11 protein-coding genes are annotated in these 19,087 nt (G+C 60.5%); 4 read left to right on the plus strand and 7 right to left on the minus strand.

Annotated features, from left to right (window positions below):
• The 5 genes from VGG64_17950 to VGG64_17970 all read right to left on the minus strand — a co-directional run.
• On the minus strand, window positions 1–2,109 hold a 2,109-nt coding region (locus VGG64_17950; GenBank protein HEY1601489.1), incomplete at its 3' end, for a PSD1 and planctomycete cytochrome C domain-containing protein.
• 159 nt (window positions 2,110–2,268) lie between these two features.
• On the minus strand, window positions 2,269–4,209 hold the full coding sequence (locus VGG64_17955) for a PEP-CTERM sorting domain-containing protein (protein HEY1601490.1): 1,941 nt from the start codon (window positions 4,207–4,209) through the stop codon (window positions 2,269–2,271).
• Window positions 4,210–4,274: 65 nt separating this feature from the next.
• On the minus strand, window positions 4,275–6,113 hold the full coding sequence (locus tag VGG64_17960; GenBank protein ID HEY1601491.1) for an autotransporter-associated beta strand repeat-containing protein: 1,839 nt from the start codon (window positions 6,111–6,113) through the stop codon (window positions 4,275–4,277).
• Between the two features lie 201 nt (window positions 6,114–6,314).
• On the minus strand, window positions 6,315–8,126 hold the full coding sequence (locus VGG64_17965) for a PEP-CTERM sorting domain-containing protein (protein HEY1601492.1): 1,812 nt from the start codon (window positions 8,124–8,126) through the stop codon (window positions 6,315–6,317).
• A gap of 112 nt (window positions 8,127–8,238) precedes the next feature.
• Window positions 8,239–9,330: a DUF1559 domain-containing protein gene (locus VGG64_17970; GenBank protein HEY1601493.1), complete on the minus strand. Its 1,092-nt coding sequence runs from the start codon at window positions 9,328–9,330 to the stop codon at window positions 8,239–8,241.
• Window positions 9,331–10,457: 1,127 nt separating this feature from the next.
• On the opposite strand from VGG64_17970, the gene VGG64_17975 reads away from it, so the two are divergent.
• From VGG64_17975 to VGG64_17990, 4 genes are all read left to right on the plus strand, one after another.
• Window positions 10,458–11,624: a XylR family transcriptional regulator gene (locus tag VGG64_17975; protein HEY1601494.1), complete on the plus strand. Its 1,167-nt coding sequence runs from the start codon at window positions 10,458–10,460 to the stop codon at window positions 11,622–11,624.
• A gap of 339 nt (window positions 11,625–11,963) precedes the next feature.
• A complete protein-coding gene (locus VGG64_17980) occupies window positions 11,964–12,608 on the plus strand; it encodes a DJ-1/PfpI family protein (protein ID HEY1601495.1) in 645 nt (214 codons plus the stop codon).
• On the plus strand, window positions 12,583–13,899 hold the full coding sequence (locus tag VGG64_17985) for a Gfo/Idh/MocA family oxidoreductase (protein ID HEY1601496.1): 1,317 nt from the start codon (window positions 12,583–12,585) through the stop codon (window positions 13,897–13,899). Before VGG64_17980 ends, VGG64_17985 begins: the two co-directional genes overlap by 26 nt.
• Window positions 13,900–13,947: 48 nt before the next feature.
• Entirely contained in the window at window positions 13,948–14,874 is a 927-nt protein-coding gene (locus VGG64_17990) for a sugar phosphate isomerase/epimerase family protein (GenBank protein HEY1601497.1), read from the plus strand.
• 18 nt (window positions 14,875–14,892) lie between these two features.
• On the opposite strand, the gene VGG64_17995 is transcribed toward VGG64_17990, so the two are convergent.
• Both VGG64_17995 and VGG64_18000 read right to left on the minus strand, forming a co-directional pair.
• A complete protein-coding gene (locus tag VGG64_17995; GenBank protein HEY1601498.1) occupies window positions 14,893–17,058 on the minus strand; it encodes a DNRLRE domain-containing protein in 2,166 nt (721 codons plus the stop codon).
• Window positions 17,059–17,202: 144 nt separating this feature from the next.
• Entirely contained in the window at window positions 17,203–18,624 is a 1,422-nt protein-coding gene (locus tag VGG64_18000) for a sulfatase-like hydrolase/transferase (protein ID HEY1601499.1), read from the minus strand.
• Window positions 18,625–19,087 lie beyond the last annotated feature (463 nt).

Consider the following 19,087-nt stretch of genomic DNA (forward strand, 5'->3'; position numbering starts at 1 on the left):
CACGTGACCACGCACCAGGGGCAGATAAACACTGCGGTTCCGGTTCGCTTCCAAGATAGCCTTCACGTTTGCGCCGGCTGTCAGCTCCATCGTGCCCAACTGTCCTACGGGTGATCCGGCGGGACGGTCGAAATCCAGTCGGCCGCTGACGACCAGAACCGCGTCGCGAATGGCCTCTGCTTCCAAGCGTCGGCGGGGAAAATGCCACAGCAACTGATTCATGCCGTCGACGTCCGCCCCCCGCGGGTCGTTTTCTTGCGAGCCCTGCCGGTAGGTGCGAGAGAGCACCAGCTCACGCAGCAACGTGCGCAGGCTCCAACCTTCTTGGACGAATCGTAAGGCGAGATTGTCCAGTAGCGCGGCGTGCGCCGGTTCTTCGCACTGCAATCCGAAATTATCCCCGGTCGCGACGATGCCGACCCCGAAAAGTTTCGACCAGGCGCGGTTGACGGCCACTCGCGCGGTCAAGGGATTGTCGGGCGAGGCGATCCAGCGGGCCAGTTGCAGGCGGCCGCTCGAGTCTACCGGCATCGTCGCGGATACGAGCGGCTTGATGATGGTCAAGACATCGCGCGGCACCTGCGCGCCGAGCTGTTGCACTTCGCCCCGGATGCGCACGGCGATGTCCATCGGCGGCGTCCGATCGGTAACGGCCATGACGACGGCGTCGGCAGCCGCGGCAAAATATGCGGACGATGAGAGGTTGTAGTTTTCTTCCAGGATCTTGCGGCGCTGCTGCGTCGGCTTGAGGTCGGTCTGATTCTCGCGGCGCAGTCGGGCGATTTCGTTTTGAGCTTCAGCGCACTGCGTTTCCAGGTCGAGCATGGCCTGCCGTGCGGCGGTCAGCGCTGCTGGCTCCGGTTGGTCAGACGCCAACGGAAGGAGACGTTTCGGGTCGCCTGCCAGGCGACTGGGTGTCACGCCGTCGTGAACTTCGCTGCTGCGAAAGATGCCGGCCAGCGCGTAATAATCGGTGGTAGGAATGGGGTCAAACTTATGATCGTGACAGCGGGCACAGGCGACAGTCAGCCCCAGCATCGACCGGCTGGTGACGTCGATTTGCTCGTCGGCAACTTCCAGCAGGTACGCTTCGGGATTGAACTCGTTCAAGCCTTTCAAGCCCACCGCCAGAAAGCCGGTGGCTGTCAATTGAGCGTTGCGCTGCTCAGTCGTCATAGCGGGCAGCAGATCGCCAGCCAGTTGCTCGATCAGAAACTGATCGTACGGCTTGTCGGCATTGACTGCGTCAATGACCCAATTGCGATAGCGCCACGCCTGGGCATACGGCGCATTGCGGTCCTTGCCGGTGCTTTCGCCATACCGCGCCACGTCGAGCCAGTGCCGGCCCCAACGTTCGCCGAATCGAGGACTGGCCAGCAGTCGATCGACAACTCGTTCGTAGGCCGCCGGCGCTGTGTCGTTGCCGAAGTCTGCTTGCTCAGCCGGCGTGGGTGGTAAGCCAATCAAGTCGAACGTAACGCGCCGCAACCATACATCGCGCGGCGCGTCGTCGGCCGGGTGCAGGCCGACCGCCTCGAGTTTGGCCAGAATGAATCGGTCGATATCGCAAGATGGCCACTGCGCATCTTGCACCGGCGGTATTCCCCGCACGGCGACGGGTTGAAAGGCCCAATGCTGGCGCGCCGTTTCGAGGTCGATGGTCTTAAGGGCGGCGGGCGTCGTGCCGTCGGCGCTGCGCGGATCGGGGGCACCGAGCTCGATCCAGCGGGCAAAATCGGCGATCACGTCGGCAGAGAGCTTGCCCGTCGGAGGCATCTCCAGGCCTTCGTGCCGTAGCGCCGCAAGCAGCAGACTTTCCTGTGGCTTGCCGACAACCAGGGCCGGTCCCGATTCGCCGCCGGCGAGCACACCGGCCCGCGAGTCCAATCGCAGCCCGGCTTTGGCCTTGCCGGGCATGCTATGACATTCATAGCAATGCGTAACCAACACGGGCCGGATTTTCTGTTCGAAGAACTCGACGTGTTCAGGCGCGATCGGCGCACCGTCGGTCGTGGTAGATTTCTCTGCCGGCAACGCCGGCTCTGCCGTAGCGCGTATCGACGGCATAACGGCGAAGGCACATGCTGCGGTCGTCGCTAGTAGCATCATCCGAGCGCGTGTGACGATCCGCGGTGCGCGCGGAACCGCGCTGAGTCGTAACCGCGACGGCCCAGAGTTGATTCTGCGGCGAGTCACCATTGCTATCTACGCATTTGTTCTCAGGCGGCCCGGCGGTCTGACGAAGTCGTGGCCGCGGCGCCGCCGGTTCTATTTTCGCGTACTAGTTGCACGACGGCGCCACGCGGCGGCGAATGCGAAGCCGACGAGGGCCAACACACCGGCGGTGGGTTCTGGCACCGACGTTGCTGTGCCACTTCCCGAGCCACCCCCAGGGTTATACGAATGCAACCAGTTGGTGGCGATGATGTTAACGTCCAGGCCGTTGACGATGCCATCTCCGTTGACGTCGCCGGCGGGGCCCGTCTTCAACCAGTTGCTAGCCACCTGGTTGATATCCAGACCATTCACGATGCCGTCCAGCGAGATATCTCCATCCTGTGCTGGGCGTGCCGTCAGTACCAGGCCGGTCGCCGTGAGCGTGTGGTGCAACGACAGAAAGCCACCGAGATACGTCCCCAAGTAGTTGCTGAAGTCGCCCGTCTCGGACGTGTACCGCAAGACGGTGAACGAATCGCCCAACGACGGCTGGTAGCCGTTGGTCAAACGTATTTGGAGCGTGCCGGCAAGTTGTGCGGCTCCTGTTTCCTGCACCCGATCGTAGGTCGTGCCCGCCGTCGTACCGCCGAGGTCGATCTGTAGCGTTCCGGTGCTGGTGAATGCCAGCAGGTCAGTTGTGATATTCATCAAGCCGATATTGCCGAAAGCCGGTGCGTCTTGCGGGCTCAAACCTGGCGCCAATGTGCCGGCGATCGTCACGGCCCGCGTGCCGTTGGGCGTCATGTTGGAGTTCGAAGTGAGCGGCTCGAAGTTGTTGGTGAGCGTCAGAGTTGTATCAATCGCACCGGCACCGCCCAGCGTGGCGCCAGGGGCGACGGTGACAAAGCGGCGACCGGTCGCCGAGCCAGAACCGCCCACGTTGTCGATCAACAGGCTTCCTTCGCGAACCCAGGTGCCACCTTCGTAGAAGCTGCCGATGGGGCTGCTCAATTGCAGGACGCCGCCCCCTTCTTTGGTCAACGCGCGGTTCGTTCCGTTAGCGTTGTTACTGCCGGTGACTTGCTTTTCCAGGTTGAGGGTGCCGACAGACGAAACGGACGCATTGACAAAGATGCCGGCTCCAGCACCTAAACCACTGGTCCAGACCTGGCCGCCATTGAAGTCGATGGGCGAATTGAAGTTGGTCGTGCCGGAGGTGCTTTGGTATCGCAAAGCGCCATCGAATCCGAAGCCGTGACCGGCGCCGGCCGAGGTTACTTTGCCTGGACCGCTGAGCGTGAGGGTGCTGCTGGAACCGAGGCTGACATTGGCCGGCGTGCCGTCGATGTCGAACTGGCCGCCAAATCCCACGGTTACATTGCCGGCATTGGGCAGACTGTTGTCGGTAATCCGCAGGCCACCTGCGGTGACCATGGTATTACCTTGGAAAAATGGCGAGCTGGCGATCGTCACGTTGGCATAGCCGAAGCCCGTCGTATTGCCGATTTGCCCCTGATTGTTCAGGTAGAGCGTGCTATTGGCGTCACCGCTGATACCGCTTGAAAGCGCCAGGCCCGTTTGGCTGTCGCGCCGGTAGCCGACATTCAAGAACAATTGGGCAGCATGTGCCGCGTTGCCGTCATTCAAACCAATCTGAATGGGCATGGCAATTTCATTGCCGCTTTCCTGGGCGTCGCCGCTACCCGTGGCGCGGGCGCTGGTGATGACCCCCGCGCCGCCCGTCGCGCTCCCCAGAAAAATCAACTTGCTGCCGGTCGAGCTCGACAGGATCGTTTCTTGCGGATTGTTGGAGTTGTCGTTGGTAAACCGCAACGTGCCTAATGTGACGTTGTTCGTCAGATCGACCGTGCGTACGGCAGAATCGGCCGGCGCGACGAACGTGGCCGTATCGCCGGCAGCGTTGGGCACGCCGGCGTCCCAGTTTGCCGAGGTGTTCCATGAATAACTATTCGGCCCGGCGACGCCGGCTGGAGTAAAGTTCGAGTCGACAGCCAGGGCCGGACGCGCGCCAATCGCAACGAGCGCGATCATCGTAAATACCCAGGGCGTTTTTGAATGCGCAGATGTGAAGTGTGACACGAAGATGTTCTCCCAAATCAAGATGTCAGAGTGGGCATTGATGCGAAAACAAGATGCGCTGCGGACAAGTTATCGAAGGCAGATGCCGATTGTGTCCTGCGACATCGTCGAAGGCCGGAACCGAACGAAGCAGCCAGCAAAACCATCAGAGCGAGCGCGCCGCCTGAGGGTTCTGGAACAGATACCGCCACGTTGCCGGCGGCGCCCCCGTAGACGTCCAGCCAGTGCGACGCGATCACGTTGATATCGAGGCCGTTAACGACGCCGTCGCCGTTAACGTCGCCAGCGACACCCGATTTCAACCAATTGGTGGCAACCTGGTTGACGTCCAAGCCGTTAACTACGCCGTCGAGGGTGATGTCGCCGTCCAGTGCCGGCCGTGCGGTAAGCACAAGATTCGTTAGACTCAGTGTGTGTCGCAGCTCGAGGTATCCGCCGAGATTCGTCCCGGCATAGTTGTTGAAGTCGCCGGTCGCCGAGGCAAAGTTCAGCACCGCGAACGAATCCCCCAGCGCCGGATGAAAGCCATTCGCTAAATGAACATCGAGCGTGCCGGCCAAGGCCGCGTCGCCGTTGACCTGCAATCGATCGAATGCCCCGCTGCCGGCCAGATCCACCGAGAGGACCGCTGTCGATCCGTTGATCGTTACGTTGTTATCGATCGTGAGCGTCCCCACGCCGAAGTTCGCCGCGGAGTCTCCCGGCGAGAGGATCGCACCGTCGGAAACGGTCACGGGCCCGGCGATAGAACCGACGCCGGCAAGCTGCGCGCCAGAGAAAACGTTTACTGCGCCGGTGCCCGTGCCCGATCCCGAAGTATTGCCCACGCGGAGCGTGCCGGCGAGGACGTCTGTCCCGCCACCGTATGTGTTGCCCGTTGCGTTGGCCAACACCAGGGTGCCGTCGCCGCTCTTGATGAGCTTCTGGGTCGTATCCGTGCCCGAGAGTTGGTTCCCTAGCACCAAGGTGCCGATCTGACCGGCCGAGGCGTCGGTGGCGTTGACGAAGATCGTTGCCCCTTGGTTGCGCAATTGAATTGGGTTCGTGAAATCAGAAGTATTGTTGCCGTCCTGGTAGCGGAACGCTCCCTCGGGCGCAAAGCCCCCTGGCTTGCCTGCGCCACTGAGGGAGAGAACCGACGCTCCGGCCAGGTACAGCTGCGGTGTCGCGCTGTCGACGATGAATTGTCCGCCGGAATTAACCGTGATCCCGGTGGCGTTCGACAGGTTGTTGCCGCTGGAGTGAACGCCGCCTCCCTCGACGATGATCTTGCCATCGAAATTCTGCGAGGGGCCGATCGTGACATTGGCCTCGAGCGCCATGGTCGAGGATCCGGCCGAGTCGGTGTTTTTCTTGGTGAAAGTGCGGTCGGCCGAGCCGATGATACCGCCGGCAAGATTCATTCCCGTCAGGTCGTTCTGCCGCTGATCGCCGTAGACATCCAGGTTCGAGCCCAGCACAACGGGCACCTGGATCAACGTGTTGATGCTGCTGTCCTGCAGACCGGGGCCGATGCGATTCTCGATTTTCGAGTTGCTGCCGAAGCTGACGAAAAACAGTTCGTTCGTACCGTCACCGCCGCTAGTGAGCGTGACACCGTAGCCCCCCTGCTGCGAAGGGTTGTAGAGCGTCAACGCCCCCAGAACGATGTCTTTATCCAACTCGACCGTGCGAATGGCGTCGGTCGACAGGCCGACGAATTGAGCCACGGCGTTTTGTCCATCCGGAAAAACCGGAAATGTCGGAGACCAATTTCCGGATTGGATCCAGCTGTACGTTCCGGTTGTGGTCGGCACGAAGGTCTGCTGGGCGGTGCAGCGACGCTCCAGCGCCACCAGGGCGAGGCACAAGCACATTGCCGCGACCGCGCGTGTGCGGCGGTTCGATTCACAGCGGTAAGAATGCAAACTCATGGACAACGGTGTACGCCTTCCGCAGAGCTTTGCCGATTGATTACGAAACAAAAATGCAGCCGTCCAGACAAGTTTTGCAACTTGCCCGGACCGGTTTGCACACGAGCCCAGATTTAAAAATAGTTGTTCAAAGGATCCCATCACTCACACGGATGATGACCGTGCGCCGCGCTGGCGACGACGATACCCAAGCAGCATTCCCAGTCCGCCCAGCAGCGCCAACGACAACGTGGCCGGTTCGGGCACGGCCGTGAGCTTCAACCCGAAGTCGTTGCCGGTGCCTCCGTCGTACATCCACTGGAACGTATCGTTGCCGACGACCAACGTCTGGCCTTCGGCAATGTTGGCGAATGTGCCCGAAATGGGCGAGCTACCCGCCTTGTCGATCAAGGCGTAGAAGTCACCGACCGTTCCGCCGCTGAACGATGGATCGATCGTGAAATTCAGCGTTACGTTGCTGGCGATCGTCACATTGGCTGTCGAGTTCACCAGCATGACTTTGTCGAACGCGGTGGGGCTGAGCATTTCCGCTGTCAGCGTCGATCCGCTGGCGAACGCCAGCAGGTTGGTAGTGATCGACATTTTGCCAATGTCCATCGTCAATGGATTGCCGTCCGGCATGCCCGGCGACAGGTTTCCTTTGATCGTGACCGCCTGCGTGCCGTTGGGCGTCATGCTCGTGATGGTCGTAAAGGGCTCGACATTGTTGGTCAGCGCCTGATTGGTGTTGATCGTTCCGGTGCCGCCCAAGGTGGCGCCTGGTTCGACCGTGACAAAGCGGCGGCCGGTTGCGGAATCGCCGGTCGCGTTGTCGATGAGGACACTGCCCGTGCGCACCCAGGTTCCGCCCTCGTAGTAATTGCCGGTGTCGTTGCCGAGGATGAGCGTGCCGGCACCTTCTTTGGTCAGCGTGCGGTTGGCAGCGCCGGAAGTATTGGCGCCAGTCACTTCCTGCCCGAGGTTCAAGGTGCCGCCGGTATTAACGAAGACGGTGGCCCCGGCGCCCGTGTTGCTGGTGTAGAGCGCGCCGCCGTTGATATCGACGGGGCTATTGAAGGTCGTGCTACCGGACGTGCTCTCGTAGCGCAGGGCCCCGCTGGGACCATAGCCGCGTAGTGTCGCGCCGTCGGAGGAGATTTTGCCAGGGCCGCTCAACGATAGCGTGGCATTGCTGCCAAGATTGACAGTGGACACGGTGCTGTCGATTTGAAATTGCCCGCCGAAGCCGATCGACACGCTGCCGGCATTGGCGAGGTTATTACCGGTTACACGGATGCCACCAGCGGTGTCGTTGATCGTGCCCTGGAAATTGGGTGAATCGGCGATCGACACATTGGCGAATCCGTGCCCATTGGTCCCGTTCGCTCCGCCGTTATTGAGCAAGATCGCACTGTTTTTGTCGCCGATGACTCCGCCCGACAACGACAGGCCGATCTTGCTATCGCGTCGAAAACCGACATTCAGAAACAACTGTGTCGCATGTCCGGATACACCGTCGTCGAGCCCCAATTGCAGGGGCACAGCGATCTCGTTGCCTTGGTCGAGAGCCTGCCCGCTGGCGGCGCCCGGGCGGTCGCTGGTCAACGTCGGTTGCCCACCGGTAGCTGTCTGTTGCAAGATGAGTTTGCTCCCGTCGTCGCTGGAGAGGATCGTGTTTTGCGGGTTGTTGCTGGTGTCGTTCGTAAACGTCAGCGTGCCGAGCGTGACGTTGTTCGACAGGTTGACCGTCCGCACGGCCGAATCGACAGGAGCCAGGAACGTAGCCGAATCCGCGACGGCATTGGGTACCCCGGCGCTCCAGTTGCCGGCCGTGTTCCACTGATACGTGTTGGTCGTGGTGGGCGTGAAGTTCGTCACCACGGCTGCGGCGCGGCTGGCGACACTGCAGGCAAGAACCGTCAACATCAGGCGCAGCCCGAGTTGTTGGTACTGTCGACCGTTTGTTCTGAATGGCATGTAGCGTCCCTCCCGGTTGCAGTAAGTTGCTGAGAATCGATGAAGAGCGAGGGCAAGATCCCTAACGGAGCGAAAACTCAAAGTACGGGTTTAACTGGCTTAATTTGACGGACTAAAAAGAACCAATGGCCAGGCCGTCGCTACGATTGGCCAAGCGTTGATAAGTCCCCATCATGCTGATCGGGTTGACAAGCGGACTGTTTGGGTCAGTGCTAATAGTTGGATCGCCACTTCCCAAGAGATTGAAGTCAATCGTTTGCGAAAGGAACGACACATGGCCGTCGGCAAACAGGAACTGCGCACCGCTGGGATGCAGGCTGCTGAAGCCGCCCGAGGCGAGCCCACCGCCGGGCGCATTGATCTGCGTAAAGGTGACCCCAAGTGTGTTCCGGATCGTGGCGCCGTTGATGCTGTTGGGATCACTGGTGCCACACCAAACTGCGGCGAAGTCACCATTCGATTCGTCGGGGAGCGCGTTCCAGGCGCGTTCGCCCACCATGATGGTCTGACTGGTTCCGTCGGTGATGTCGACCATCCGAATGCTGCTGGGAGCGTAGAAGATGCCGCCGGGGTCTTTGGGCTTGGGGTTCGTCGGCGTCACATGCGTTTGATCGGAATACACCCAAAAGGTGCCATGTACGCCAGCGTAGTTCGATGTAGCGCCGGGAGTGGGGCCATAAGCGTCGGGAGGCGCCGCCGACTTTTTCAGTATCCGCTGTGATGAATCGTTCAAATCGGGCGCGTTGCCGTCGGAGGGACAGCGAAATGTGGGTATGACCATCTGGATGTTGGCTCGCTGATTCGGATCACTAAGCAAAGTGTGCAGGTCTTGCGAGACGATCTTCGCCTGATCACTCAATGTCCCCTGCTCGATGTAGGGCAGGACCAAAGCGTTCCAGCTCCAAGCGCCCCACCGACCTGAGTAGCGATATTGCCCATTTGGCGCGCGGGCCAGTTGGTAGCCCGACGGAAAAGCCCCCATGCTGTCGTGATGATTGATCAGCGCAAGCCCCAATTGCTTGAGGTTGTTCGAGCACTGACTGCGGCGGGCGGCTTCGCGCGCGGCCTGGACGGCCGGCAGTAGCAGCGCAATCAGGATGCCAATAATGGCAATCACGACGAGCAACTCGACAAGGGTAAATCCACCATGTTTTTGTCGCGTCGCTTGGTGGTGAGCGGTAACTGTCGAACGAGTAGAGTTCATACAAATCCTTTTATCTTCCCATCGCACGGGGGCGATTTGGCTCCTCGTTTCAGCGGCAGACAGCGACGTGAAATTGGATGCGGACGATGAAGCGGTTGCGCGGGCCAGAATCTTGATTTGGCGGCGATAGCGCGGACGGAAATCACGATCCACTACCTCCCTCGGGCGGCGCTATGGCGATGACCGACGAACGTGGCGAGCGAATACCTAGACAGGAGAACCAACGCCACGTGGCGGCAAAATGCACAGCGACGCACCACAGGCTTGGCGGCCGGAACCGAATGACCACAGCCGCAAGCCACAGTCAGCAAGATTTGCACAGCGAACGAGCGCCGCCCCCCGGCGGCCAGCTCAAAGACGTCTAACGAAAATCGAATCTAAATAAAGCTTGAAATAGTGTCATTCATCTTTTGCGGATTGCGCTTCATCTATTCCGGCAGGCGTAAATCATTCGCCGCCATAGGATTAAGATCAACTTCTGGAAGCACGCGATGCGTCGCGCCCGCGGGCACGCCCGCATTGCTCTCATGCAGATCAACCGGAATTCATCTGCAAGCCCCACGTTCGACCTAGGCGCGCTAAGCACAGCTCAGCGCGGCCGAACCGGTGCGCGGTCCACGTCGCCACATCGAATGGTCGCGCCTTCGCGCATGGCACGGACGGAATCCGAGGGCATGCGGTAGTGAACGCCCGTGGGTTTTGTGATCGCCAGAAACTGTATTAGCCGTGGGCCAACGGGCGAACGAGGAATGAGTTCGTGGTCGGCATGACATGGCTGTAACGGGACTCCATCGAGGGTGCGAGAGACGCAACGCCTCCGGAAGTCCGGTCAGCGAGTTGATGAGCTAGTGCAAGCGTTAGCGACTATGCTCATCAACTTAGTACGGTATGAAGTATAGGCATGCGGTCCGACTTGGTCATGCATGATTTGCGGCTTGAGATGCAGATTTTGCCGCAACGATTTTCGCTTGGAAAGCAGACCGATTACGATAACTCGTCAGAAAGTTCAGGTTTTGCGGCAGTGCGTTCTTTGCGTCCAAAGTTTCCTTGCAATCGCTACGGAAAAGGAGAATGTCATAGAAACCTTGCGGCGCGAGAACATCCAATCGGGGCACCAGGGAATCGCTATGTCCAAGAAGATTCCGCATGTGGCGCTGCTTGTCGAGACGTCGCGCAGCTATACCAGGCACCTGCTCCGCGGCGTCAAGCGCTACATGTCGGAACATGGTCCCTGGTCAGTGTTTCTCGAGATGCGCTCACTCGATTCGCGCGTTCCCCCTTGGCTCCGCAATTGGCAGGGAGACGGCATCCTGTGCCGCAGTTCGGGCCAGCAAATGATCGATGCCATCGCCGCCACGGGGTTGCCGGCCGTCGAGCTACGGGCATCTAAGTTGGGCCACAAAATGCCCTTCGTCGGAGTCGACAATCGGGCCCTCGGCCAAATGGTGGCCGAGCATCTTTTGGAGCGAGGATTCCGGAATTTCGGCTGCTACGAAATCGACATAGAGTCGTTCTTCGAGGAACGTCGCAATAATTTTGTGCAGACCCTGGGGGCCCAAGGCTTTCAATGTCATTGCTACAAGTCGCGCGAGCGCAGCGAGCAACCTTCGGAGTGGGAGCGGCAACAGGCCGAATTGACCGATTGGGTTAAGCAATTGCCCAAGCCGGTGGGCATCATGGCCTGCACAGATCAACTGGGATTCTGGCTGCTGGATGCCTGCAACAGGGCGGGGATTGCCGTGCCCGAGGAGATCGCCGTGGTGGGGGTGGAGGACGACGAATCGCTGTGTGAAATGGCTACGCCGCCGATGTCGAGTGTCCATTTTTCCTCGGTGCGGACCGGCTTCGAAGCGGCCGCGTTGCTGGGCCGACTAATGGCCGGAGAAGCTCCCCCCTCTGAGCAGTTGCTCATTCCGCCGATCAGCATTACCACGCGGGGTTCGTCGGACGTGGTGGCCATCGAAGATCGCGTGGTCGCCAAGGCGCTGCAGGTGATTCGCGAACGCGCGCGGGAAGGAATTCGGGTCGACGATTTAAGCGTAGCCGTGGGTATTTCGCGGAGCACCTTGGAACGTCGCATGCGCCGCCTGCTGGGCCGATCTCCGCAGGAGGAAATCATGCGCGTGAAGCTAAATCACGTCCGCGAGATGCTTGCCGAGACCAATTTGTCGCTGGAGCGTGTCGCCCAGCGCGCCGGGTTTGCTCACGTGCAATACATGGTGGAGCTATTCCGCAGCCGCTTCGACATCACCCCAGGCCAGTATCGTAAGAAAGTGCGCCTTCCGGAATCGTAATCTGTGGCAAAGTATTCTTGCCAAGTCCTTGCGTGGCCTTGGGGAACGCCGACGCCGCTGCCGGAAAACCTGCATGACGATGCGGGGTATGTTGAATGACGATCCGCGCGACAACGTTTAGAATTCAGGTGCTGGGGAGGGGACAAACTTCTAGGGGTTGCATTGTTTTCTCGCGGTGCTCGCTCCGGACGTTACTGCTTATTGGACAACAGTCGATCGAAAGACGACCACCCGCCGCGACTTTCTTCGAGCATCCAGACCGCGACTACGAGAAATCGACCTGTAAAGAGTCCGTAATGCGCGCGACTTGAGACTTTCAAACATGGAAATAGGTGCGCTTTGGATCAAGTCTTGATCATCGTCGGTGATGCCGCCGAAACCCTCGACACGCTGTATCCGATCTATCGGCTGCGGGAAGAGGGCATTAGGCCAGTGGTGGCGGCCCCCACGCGCCGTCGGTATCAAATGGTGATGCACGAGGTAAGTCCCGGGTGGACGATCACGCGCGAGTGGGAAGGATACACGATCGACGCCGACGTGGCGTTTGCCGATATTGATCCCGAGGATTACCTGGGCATCTATTTCAGCGGCGGGCGTGCCCCTGAATATTTGCGCTACGATGTGGACCTGGTGCGCATCACGCGTCATTTTTTCGCCGAGGGCAAACCGATCGCTTGCGTGTGTCACGGCGTCGAGATTCCCGCCTATGCAGGCTGCGTCAGCGGTCGCCGCATGGCGACGGTGCCGAAGTGCCGATTCGATCTCGAAGTTTGCGGCGGCACGTTCGTCGATGCTGCCTGCGTAGTCGACGGTAACGTCGTCAGCGGTCGAACCTATCACGACCACGGCGACTTCATCGGCCCCTGGATCAAGCTGTTGCGACAGGCCCGCGAATTGGCCATCAGGCCGGTAACAGCAAACGGTTCTGCGCCGCACTTCAAAACTCAGCGGGCTCACGATGCCTCTCAAGCACACCAGGCGTAATTTTCTCGGCGCTAGCGCGGCCGCAATGGCGGCTCCCTGGGTGTGGCCCGGCGTTTCGGCAGCCACGGCCAAGGAACGAGCGCCCGGCAGTAGCACTCGCCCGCGCCTGGGGGCCATCGGGCTACGATACCAAGGTTCGGTTATCGCCCGACAGGCGGCGCTTTACGGAGACTTGGTCGCCCTGTGCGATGTCGATGCCGATATAGCCGCCAAGGCCAAGGAAGAGTTCGGAAATCAAACAACGGTCTACGAAGATTATCGCAAGCTGCTCGATCGCGCCGACATCGATGCCGTGCTGATCGGTGCGCCCGACCATTGGCACGCGCCAATGCTGATCGACGCTTGCCGGGCCGGCAAAGATGTCTATTGCGAAAAGCCGCTGACGCTCACGATCGACGAAGGAAAACAAATTCTGCGCGTGGTCGCAGACACCAAGCGTGTGGTTCAGGTAGGGACCTGGCAACGCAGTGACTCGCGCTTTCGTCTGGCGGCCGAGATGATTCGCGCGGGACGGGTCGGCAAGGTACGCAAGATTACCATCGTGCTGGGAAAGAACGTCCAAGGAGGTCCCTTCGCCGAAGCCACACCGCCGCCGAACCTTAACTGGAATTTATGGCAGGGTCAAACTCCGTCGGTCCCATATATTGCCGAGCGGTCGCACTACACCTTTCGCTGGTGGTATGAATACGCCGGCGGCCAGATGACTGACTGGGGAGCGCACCACGTCGACATCGCCCAATGGATGTTGGACCGCGACCTGGGCGGCCCGGTCGAGATCGAAACACAAGCCGACTTCCCCAACGTGGCGGGCGGCTACAACGTGGCCAAGGACTTTCAAGCGCGGCTGCGTTACGCCGACGGCATCGAGGTCGAGATTCTCGACAATGGCCGCAACGGCATCCTGGTCGAAGGGGACCAAGGACGGCTGTTCGTCAACAGGGGATCGATCTCAGGCAAGCCTATCGAAGAATTGGCCGACGCTCCTCTGCCGCGGGACAAGCTTCGTCTGTATGCGGACGACAATCTGTCGCGGCCGGAGCGAGCCGGCAAGCTCGACGCGATCATCAATCATATGGGGAACTTCTTCGACTGCCTGGAAACGCGCCGCACGCCGATTTCGGACGTCGTCAGCCAGCATCGCAGCGCCACGGCCTGCCACCTGGCCAACATTTCGATGCGCCTCGGGCGGAAGCTGGCCTGGGATCCGCAGGCCGAGCAATTCGTCGGAGACGACGAGGCCAACCGGTGGCTGAGCCGTCCGCAGCGCGAGGGCTTTCAGTTTAGCGCGTAGCAGTGACCCACGACGAGCCTGGCTCGACCTTCTTTTGCACGTCGCACGATGACTATCCCACTATCCCGCCGACAGTTTTCAGCCGCGATGGCCGCGTCGGCCGCCACGCTGTGCGTAGGCGGGGCGCAGGCGACTGTCGCACCTGAGCGTTGGAAAATGCGGTACGTCCTGGGCTCGTGCCTGTACGGCACAGCCAGTCTGCGAGAAATTCTGCCCGAGGTGGCCAGGTCCGGCGCCGCGCATCTGGACGTCTGGCCGCGCGTGCATGGTAATCAACGCGAGCAGATGGACGAACTAGGGCACGACAACGTTCGGGCGCTGTTGCAAGAGAACGCCGCCAAGGTGGCCATATTCACGCGGTACGATTTGGGGCCCTTCCGCCTGCAGGACGAGATCCGGGTGGCGCAGCGGTTCGGGGCGCCTTTGGTGATCTGTGGCGGGCAGGGGCCGAAAGGTCTGAGCGGCGAGGACCTCGCGCAGGCCGTTCGCGAATTCGTGAAGCGCTTGGAACCTACGCTGGCCTTGGCCGAGCGCGCCGGAGTAACGATCGGCATCGAGAATCACGCCCAGAACCTGATCGAATCGCCGGACTCGCTACGGTATCTGGCCGACTTTGCCAAGGGACGGCCGCTGGGCATCGCGCTCGCGCCGTATCATCTGTCACAGGATCCGCCGGCGCTCGCACAGTTGATCGAAGACATAGGACCACGACTCGTACACTTTTACGCCTGGCAACATGGATCTGGCGCTGTGGCCGATCTGCCAAAGGATGAAGAGCTCAGCCAGTTGCCGGGGCGTGGCAAACTCGATTTCGCGCCATTGATCGCGGCCTTGGCCAAGATCAACTACACGGGCTTTACCGAAGTCTTCATGCATCCGACGCCGCGCGGCATCCCGATCTGCGCCACCACGGCCGAAGTCACAGCCGAAGTGGTTCGAGCCCGCGAATATCTGGAATCACTCGTTCCGGCCTGACGCAGACCACTGTGCGAATTATCTTCGCCGGCGCTGTAGCAGGAGCAAGCCCAGGGCACCCAGCACGGCCAGCATCGCGCTGGCCGGCTCTGGAATCCTCACCGCGGCGGTGGCGTCTGCGCTGGTGATCGTGAGCGTGGGTGCGAATTGCGCGTTTCCTTCTTTGGAATAAAAGCTGGCCAGCGAACTGGAGTTCGTTTGCTCGATGTAAATCGTGATCAGATCCGCCTCGGGGGTGCCGGCGAAGTGCGCCGCCAGGTTAAGAAACACCGCCAGGTTGGCGTTGTTGAACGAGATGGTCTGGCCGGCTGCCGTGGCGCCCACGGTAAGCGTTCCCAAATTTAGAATGCTGGTGATATTCGTGCTGGTGGCATTCAAGCCGAGGGTGCCGCTTTTGCCATCGAAGGTCAGCCCGGGTGCGTTATTGAATTGAATCGTGTTTTCACTCCAGTTCCAGCCCGGAGCATCTTGCTCGAGCCCGAAGATCTTGAACTGGTGCGTTCCGGCAAGCGCGCTCGCCAGTGTCAGACCGAGCGTGGCGTCCGTGATCGAGCCCGAAGCGATTTGCGAGAGGTCGAACTTGAGTGCGATGACCTGATTGCTGCTGCCACTTGTGCCCGACCAGATCGCGTCGAGTGACGGGCCCAGGCCGCTTCCGCCGCTGACGGCAGTCGTGCCGCCATTTTCAGTAACGATCGCATCGGCGCCGCGCCCGAATCCTGTCGTCAGCGCCGTGATGTGCGTCTGAGCTGGCGCATAGGCATGGGGCGACAGCGATTGCAGATAGTTCTCCAGGTACGTGTAGCCGTTCGAGGCAATACGATTGGCATCGTACTGAGCCGGGTTCAGCCCATTGGCTTGCGCCCACCAGTCGGGGATGCCGTCGTTGCTGGAATCCTTGGTCGGGATGCCGGCCGTTAGTGCCGGCCAGCCGCCGACCTGAGTCTGCGAGTCGATAATCGCGCCGGTTTGATTGATCACATTGCGGACGATCTGTCGATCGACAGAATCTTGCGAGTATGAAGCGCCGGCGTGGCTGAGCACCTGGATATACGCCTCGCGAGCATCGCTGGCGTTCACTAGCGGCATATTGCCATTATCGTTGAACGGCGTCGACGAGGCGGTGTACGTGCCACTCACTAGCGACGTGCCTGTGGCCGGCGTGCCGTCGAGCACGCCATTCTTATTGCTATCGCGATAATTTCCCTGGAAATAGATCTGCGTTGTTGCCGAGTCAGGTTGGAACAGCGAATTGCCCGAACTTGTGCTCGGCCCGTCGATGCCGTAATTGCCGACGTAGTTCATTTTCAGAGTATCACCGGTCCCGCTGTAGCCGAAACGGCCGCCGGGGTTCTGTATGACATTATTGACAAAGTCGAGGGTCAGTCCGGTGCCGACGGTACTATTCCCTTGAGCGCGCGGGTTGCGGCTGTCGTTGTCGGCGTACAGATCGTGCGAGTAGGTGATGTCTCCGCCGTTGATCAACGATCCGTAGCTGTGCGCCCCCTCGGGATGGCCGGCGTTCTTGAGGGCCTGGGTGATAAATGAATACTGCACCGAAACGTTTGTCGAGCTGTCGGTGACGGACAAGGCCTCGTCGACGCTCCAGGAAGCAGTCACGTGATCGATCATGACATTGGTCGAGCCGTGGATGCCCAGCGAATCTGGCTCGTAGGTATTGCCCGGATGTTGCGTGTTGGTGTCGCCCACACGAAACCGCATGTATTGGATAACGTCGTCGTGCGAGTTGACCACTTCGGTCTGATAATCAGCGATCGTTATGCCGCCGCCGGGCGCGGTCTGGCCGGCAATGGTCAGGTTGGACTTGTTGATATCCAAATCAGACAACAAATGGATCGTGCCGTCGGTCTGGAACTCGATGGTCCGCGGTCCATTCGCGGTTTGAACGCCGTACCGCAGGCTGCCAGGGCCCGAGTCGTTCAGGTTCGTGACGTAATAGACGTCGCCGCCGCGGCCCCCCGTGGCATATTGACCGGCACCTTCGGCGCCCGGAAACGCCAGCAACTGGCCCTGTGCCGCATTGCTGCCGGAGGCCACGATTATCGTCGCCAAAGCTGCGGCGATGTACCAGGCGTTGATCCGCCGACAATACTTCCGCAATGCCCGCTGTTGCCCCGACAAGGTCCAAAGACGGCGGGATTCGTGCGCGCGTGAGGTCTTCATATGATCTCGATGCAATACTCGTGGGGTGTGCTAATCGTCAATGCGTGTTCGGAAGAACCGATTCGTAAAATGGGTTGCGGTGTAGGACAAATATTTGTAATCGCTCGAACCTTTCCGCGCGCGGGGGATTGGCTTTGAACGAAACTAGGAGGCACTCGCGTTCAATCGTTTGGTTGGCTTGCGCTGCGGATTGCGGCCGTCCCACCGCTCTAGCTCTCGCGGGAACTGGCTGACCCATTTGTCCCAAGCCGCAGTCAATGCCGCGGCCGTGTCGGGATGCGTCGTGGCCAGATCTGTGGTTTCGCCCGCATCATCGTCAAGGTTGTACAGCTCGCCATTCAGCCATTTCCAGGGACCGCGGCGGACGGCGCGCTCGCGCGTGCCCAACGAGTCGCGCACGTACGACCAGCACAGTGTGCGCGCGTCGGACTCGTCACTGTGGTCGGTTGTTGGGTTCTGGGAAAGGATTGGCAGCAGGTCCCGGCCATCTATGTTCAACCCGTCGGGCAGCGGCAGCCGCGCAGCGGCCATGAGCGTGGGCAACACGTCGTGCGTTGCGCCCAAGGCGTTCGATGTCGTACCGGCCGGGAGCTTGTCTGGCCAACAGGCGATCGTGGGGACGCGAATTCCGCCTTCCCACAACGAATGTTTTTCGCCGCGGAACGAGCCCGCCGATCCGCCGGCTTTTGTGACGGGCCCGTTGTCGGAAGTGAAAACGATAAGCGTGCGGTCCGACAAATCGTGGCGCGCGAGCGCCTGCTCGATACGTCCCACGGCGTCATCCATTGCGCTGGCGAAGGCCGCCATTCGCACACCGACCGGTATTTCGTCGTTGGCCGATGCATCGGGCACATAGCGTTCGAGCGTGGCTCGCGTCGCCTGCACCACATTACGGGTCTTGCTCCCCATCGATGTATGCACGGCATGGAACGGCACGTATAGAAAGAATGGCACCTCGTTGTGGGCGTCGATGAATTGTTCGGCTTCGGCGGCGGTAAGATCCGTGATGTACTCTCCCGGGCGATCGATGGCTGTATTGTTTTGCCAGAGATCGTGCCGACCACCGATGAAGTCGTGGCAGAAGAAATCCAGCCCTCCTTTTAGACCGCCAACAAAATAGTCGAACCCACGCTGATTGGGCCGATACGGTTGCTCCTCGCCCAGGTGCCATTTGCCGACAATCCCGGTTGCATAACCATGGGCTTTGAGCAATTGAGGCAACAGTTGCTCGTCGGCAGAAAGGTGCGAATGCTCGTCCTCGACTTCAATGACATTGGTGAGGCCGTTGCGCTGAGGAACTCGACCCGTGAGGAGCGCCGCGCGGGTGGGAGAGCAAACCGGCGCATCGGCGTAGAAGTTCGTCAGTCGCACGCCACGCTGGGCCAGCCGATCGAGGTTTGGCGTCTTGACCAGCGGATGGCCAAAGCAAGCCAGGTCGCCATAGCCCAGGTCATCGGCCAGGATCAGCACCAGGTTCGGCCGATCGCGGTCCGTTGCGGCCGCGGCTGCTCCGGCAAAGAAAGCGGCCAGCAGCAACAGGCTGACAAAGAGTCCGCACGCGCGCACGCCGGGCCTTGCGCTCAGCCGGGCTGTCGCAGGCGGAGTTCGTCGTTGGCGGGATAGCATACGCAAAGGGATCGCCCCAGCGGCCCAAGAATCGTCATCCCGAACTTCCTCGTTGCCTTTTGTCCGCGATGGGTGGGGAACTCCCTCGCCGAGCGCCGAGCCGTTTCCCCCGTTCCGCTGCTCTACGGGCCGAGGAAGGTGCAGGGGTTGCCCCGAACTCGGCGAGGCGGTGAGCATCGCATGCAACCCATAGCATCTGCTCCGGTGTCGGAGACGCAGGCCAGCTTCCTAGCGGTGAATGCAGCAACTTCAATCCTAGAAACGCGGGCCGGCAATGTCATTCCGCTTTGCCGGAACACAGTTCCGCTTTTCCGTCAGACGGCGGCCCGCTCCGAAGGCAGCCGGAACTCGCTAGGTAGGATTGCTGCAGCCCATTAGGTGGCTTCAGGCGAGTCCTTGGTTC

It is taken from the genome of Pirellulales bacterium, from assembly GCA_036490175.1.
In the GTDB taxonomy this organism is placed as follows: domain Bacteria; phylum Planctomycetota; class Planctomycetia; order Pirellulales; family JACPPG01; genus JACPPG01.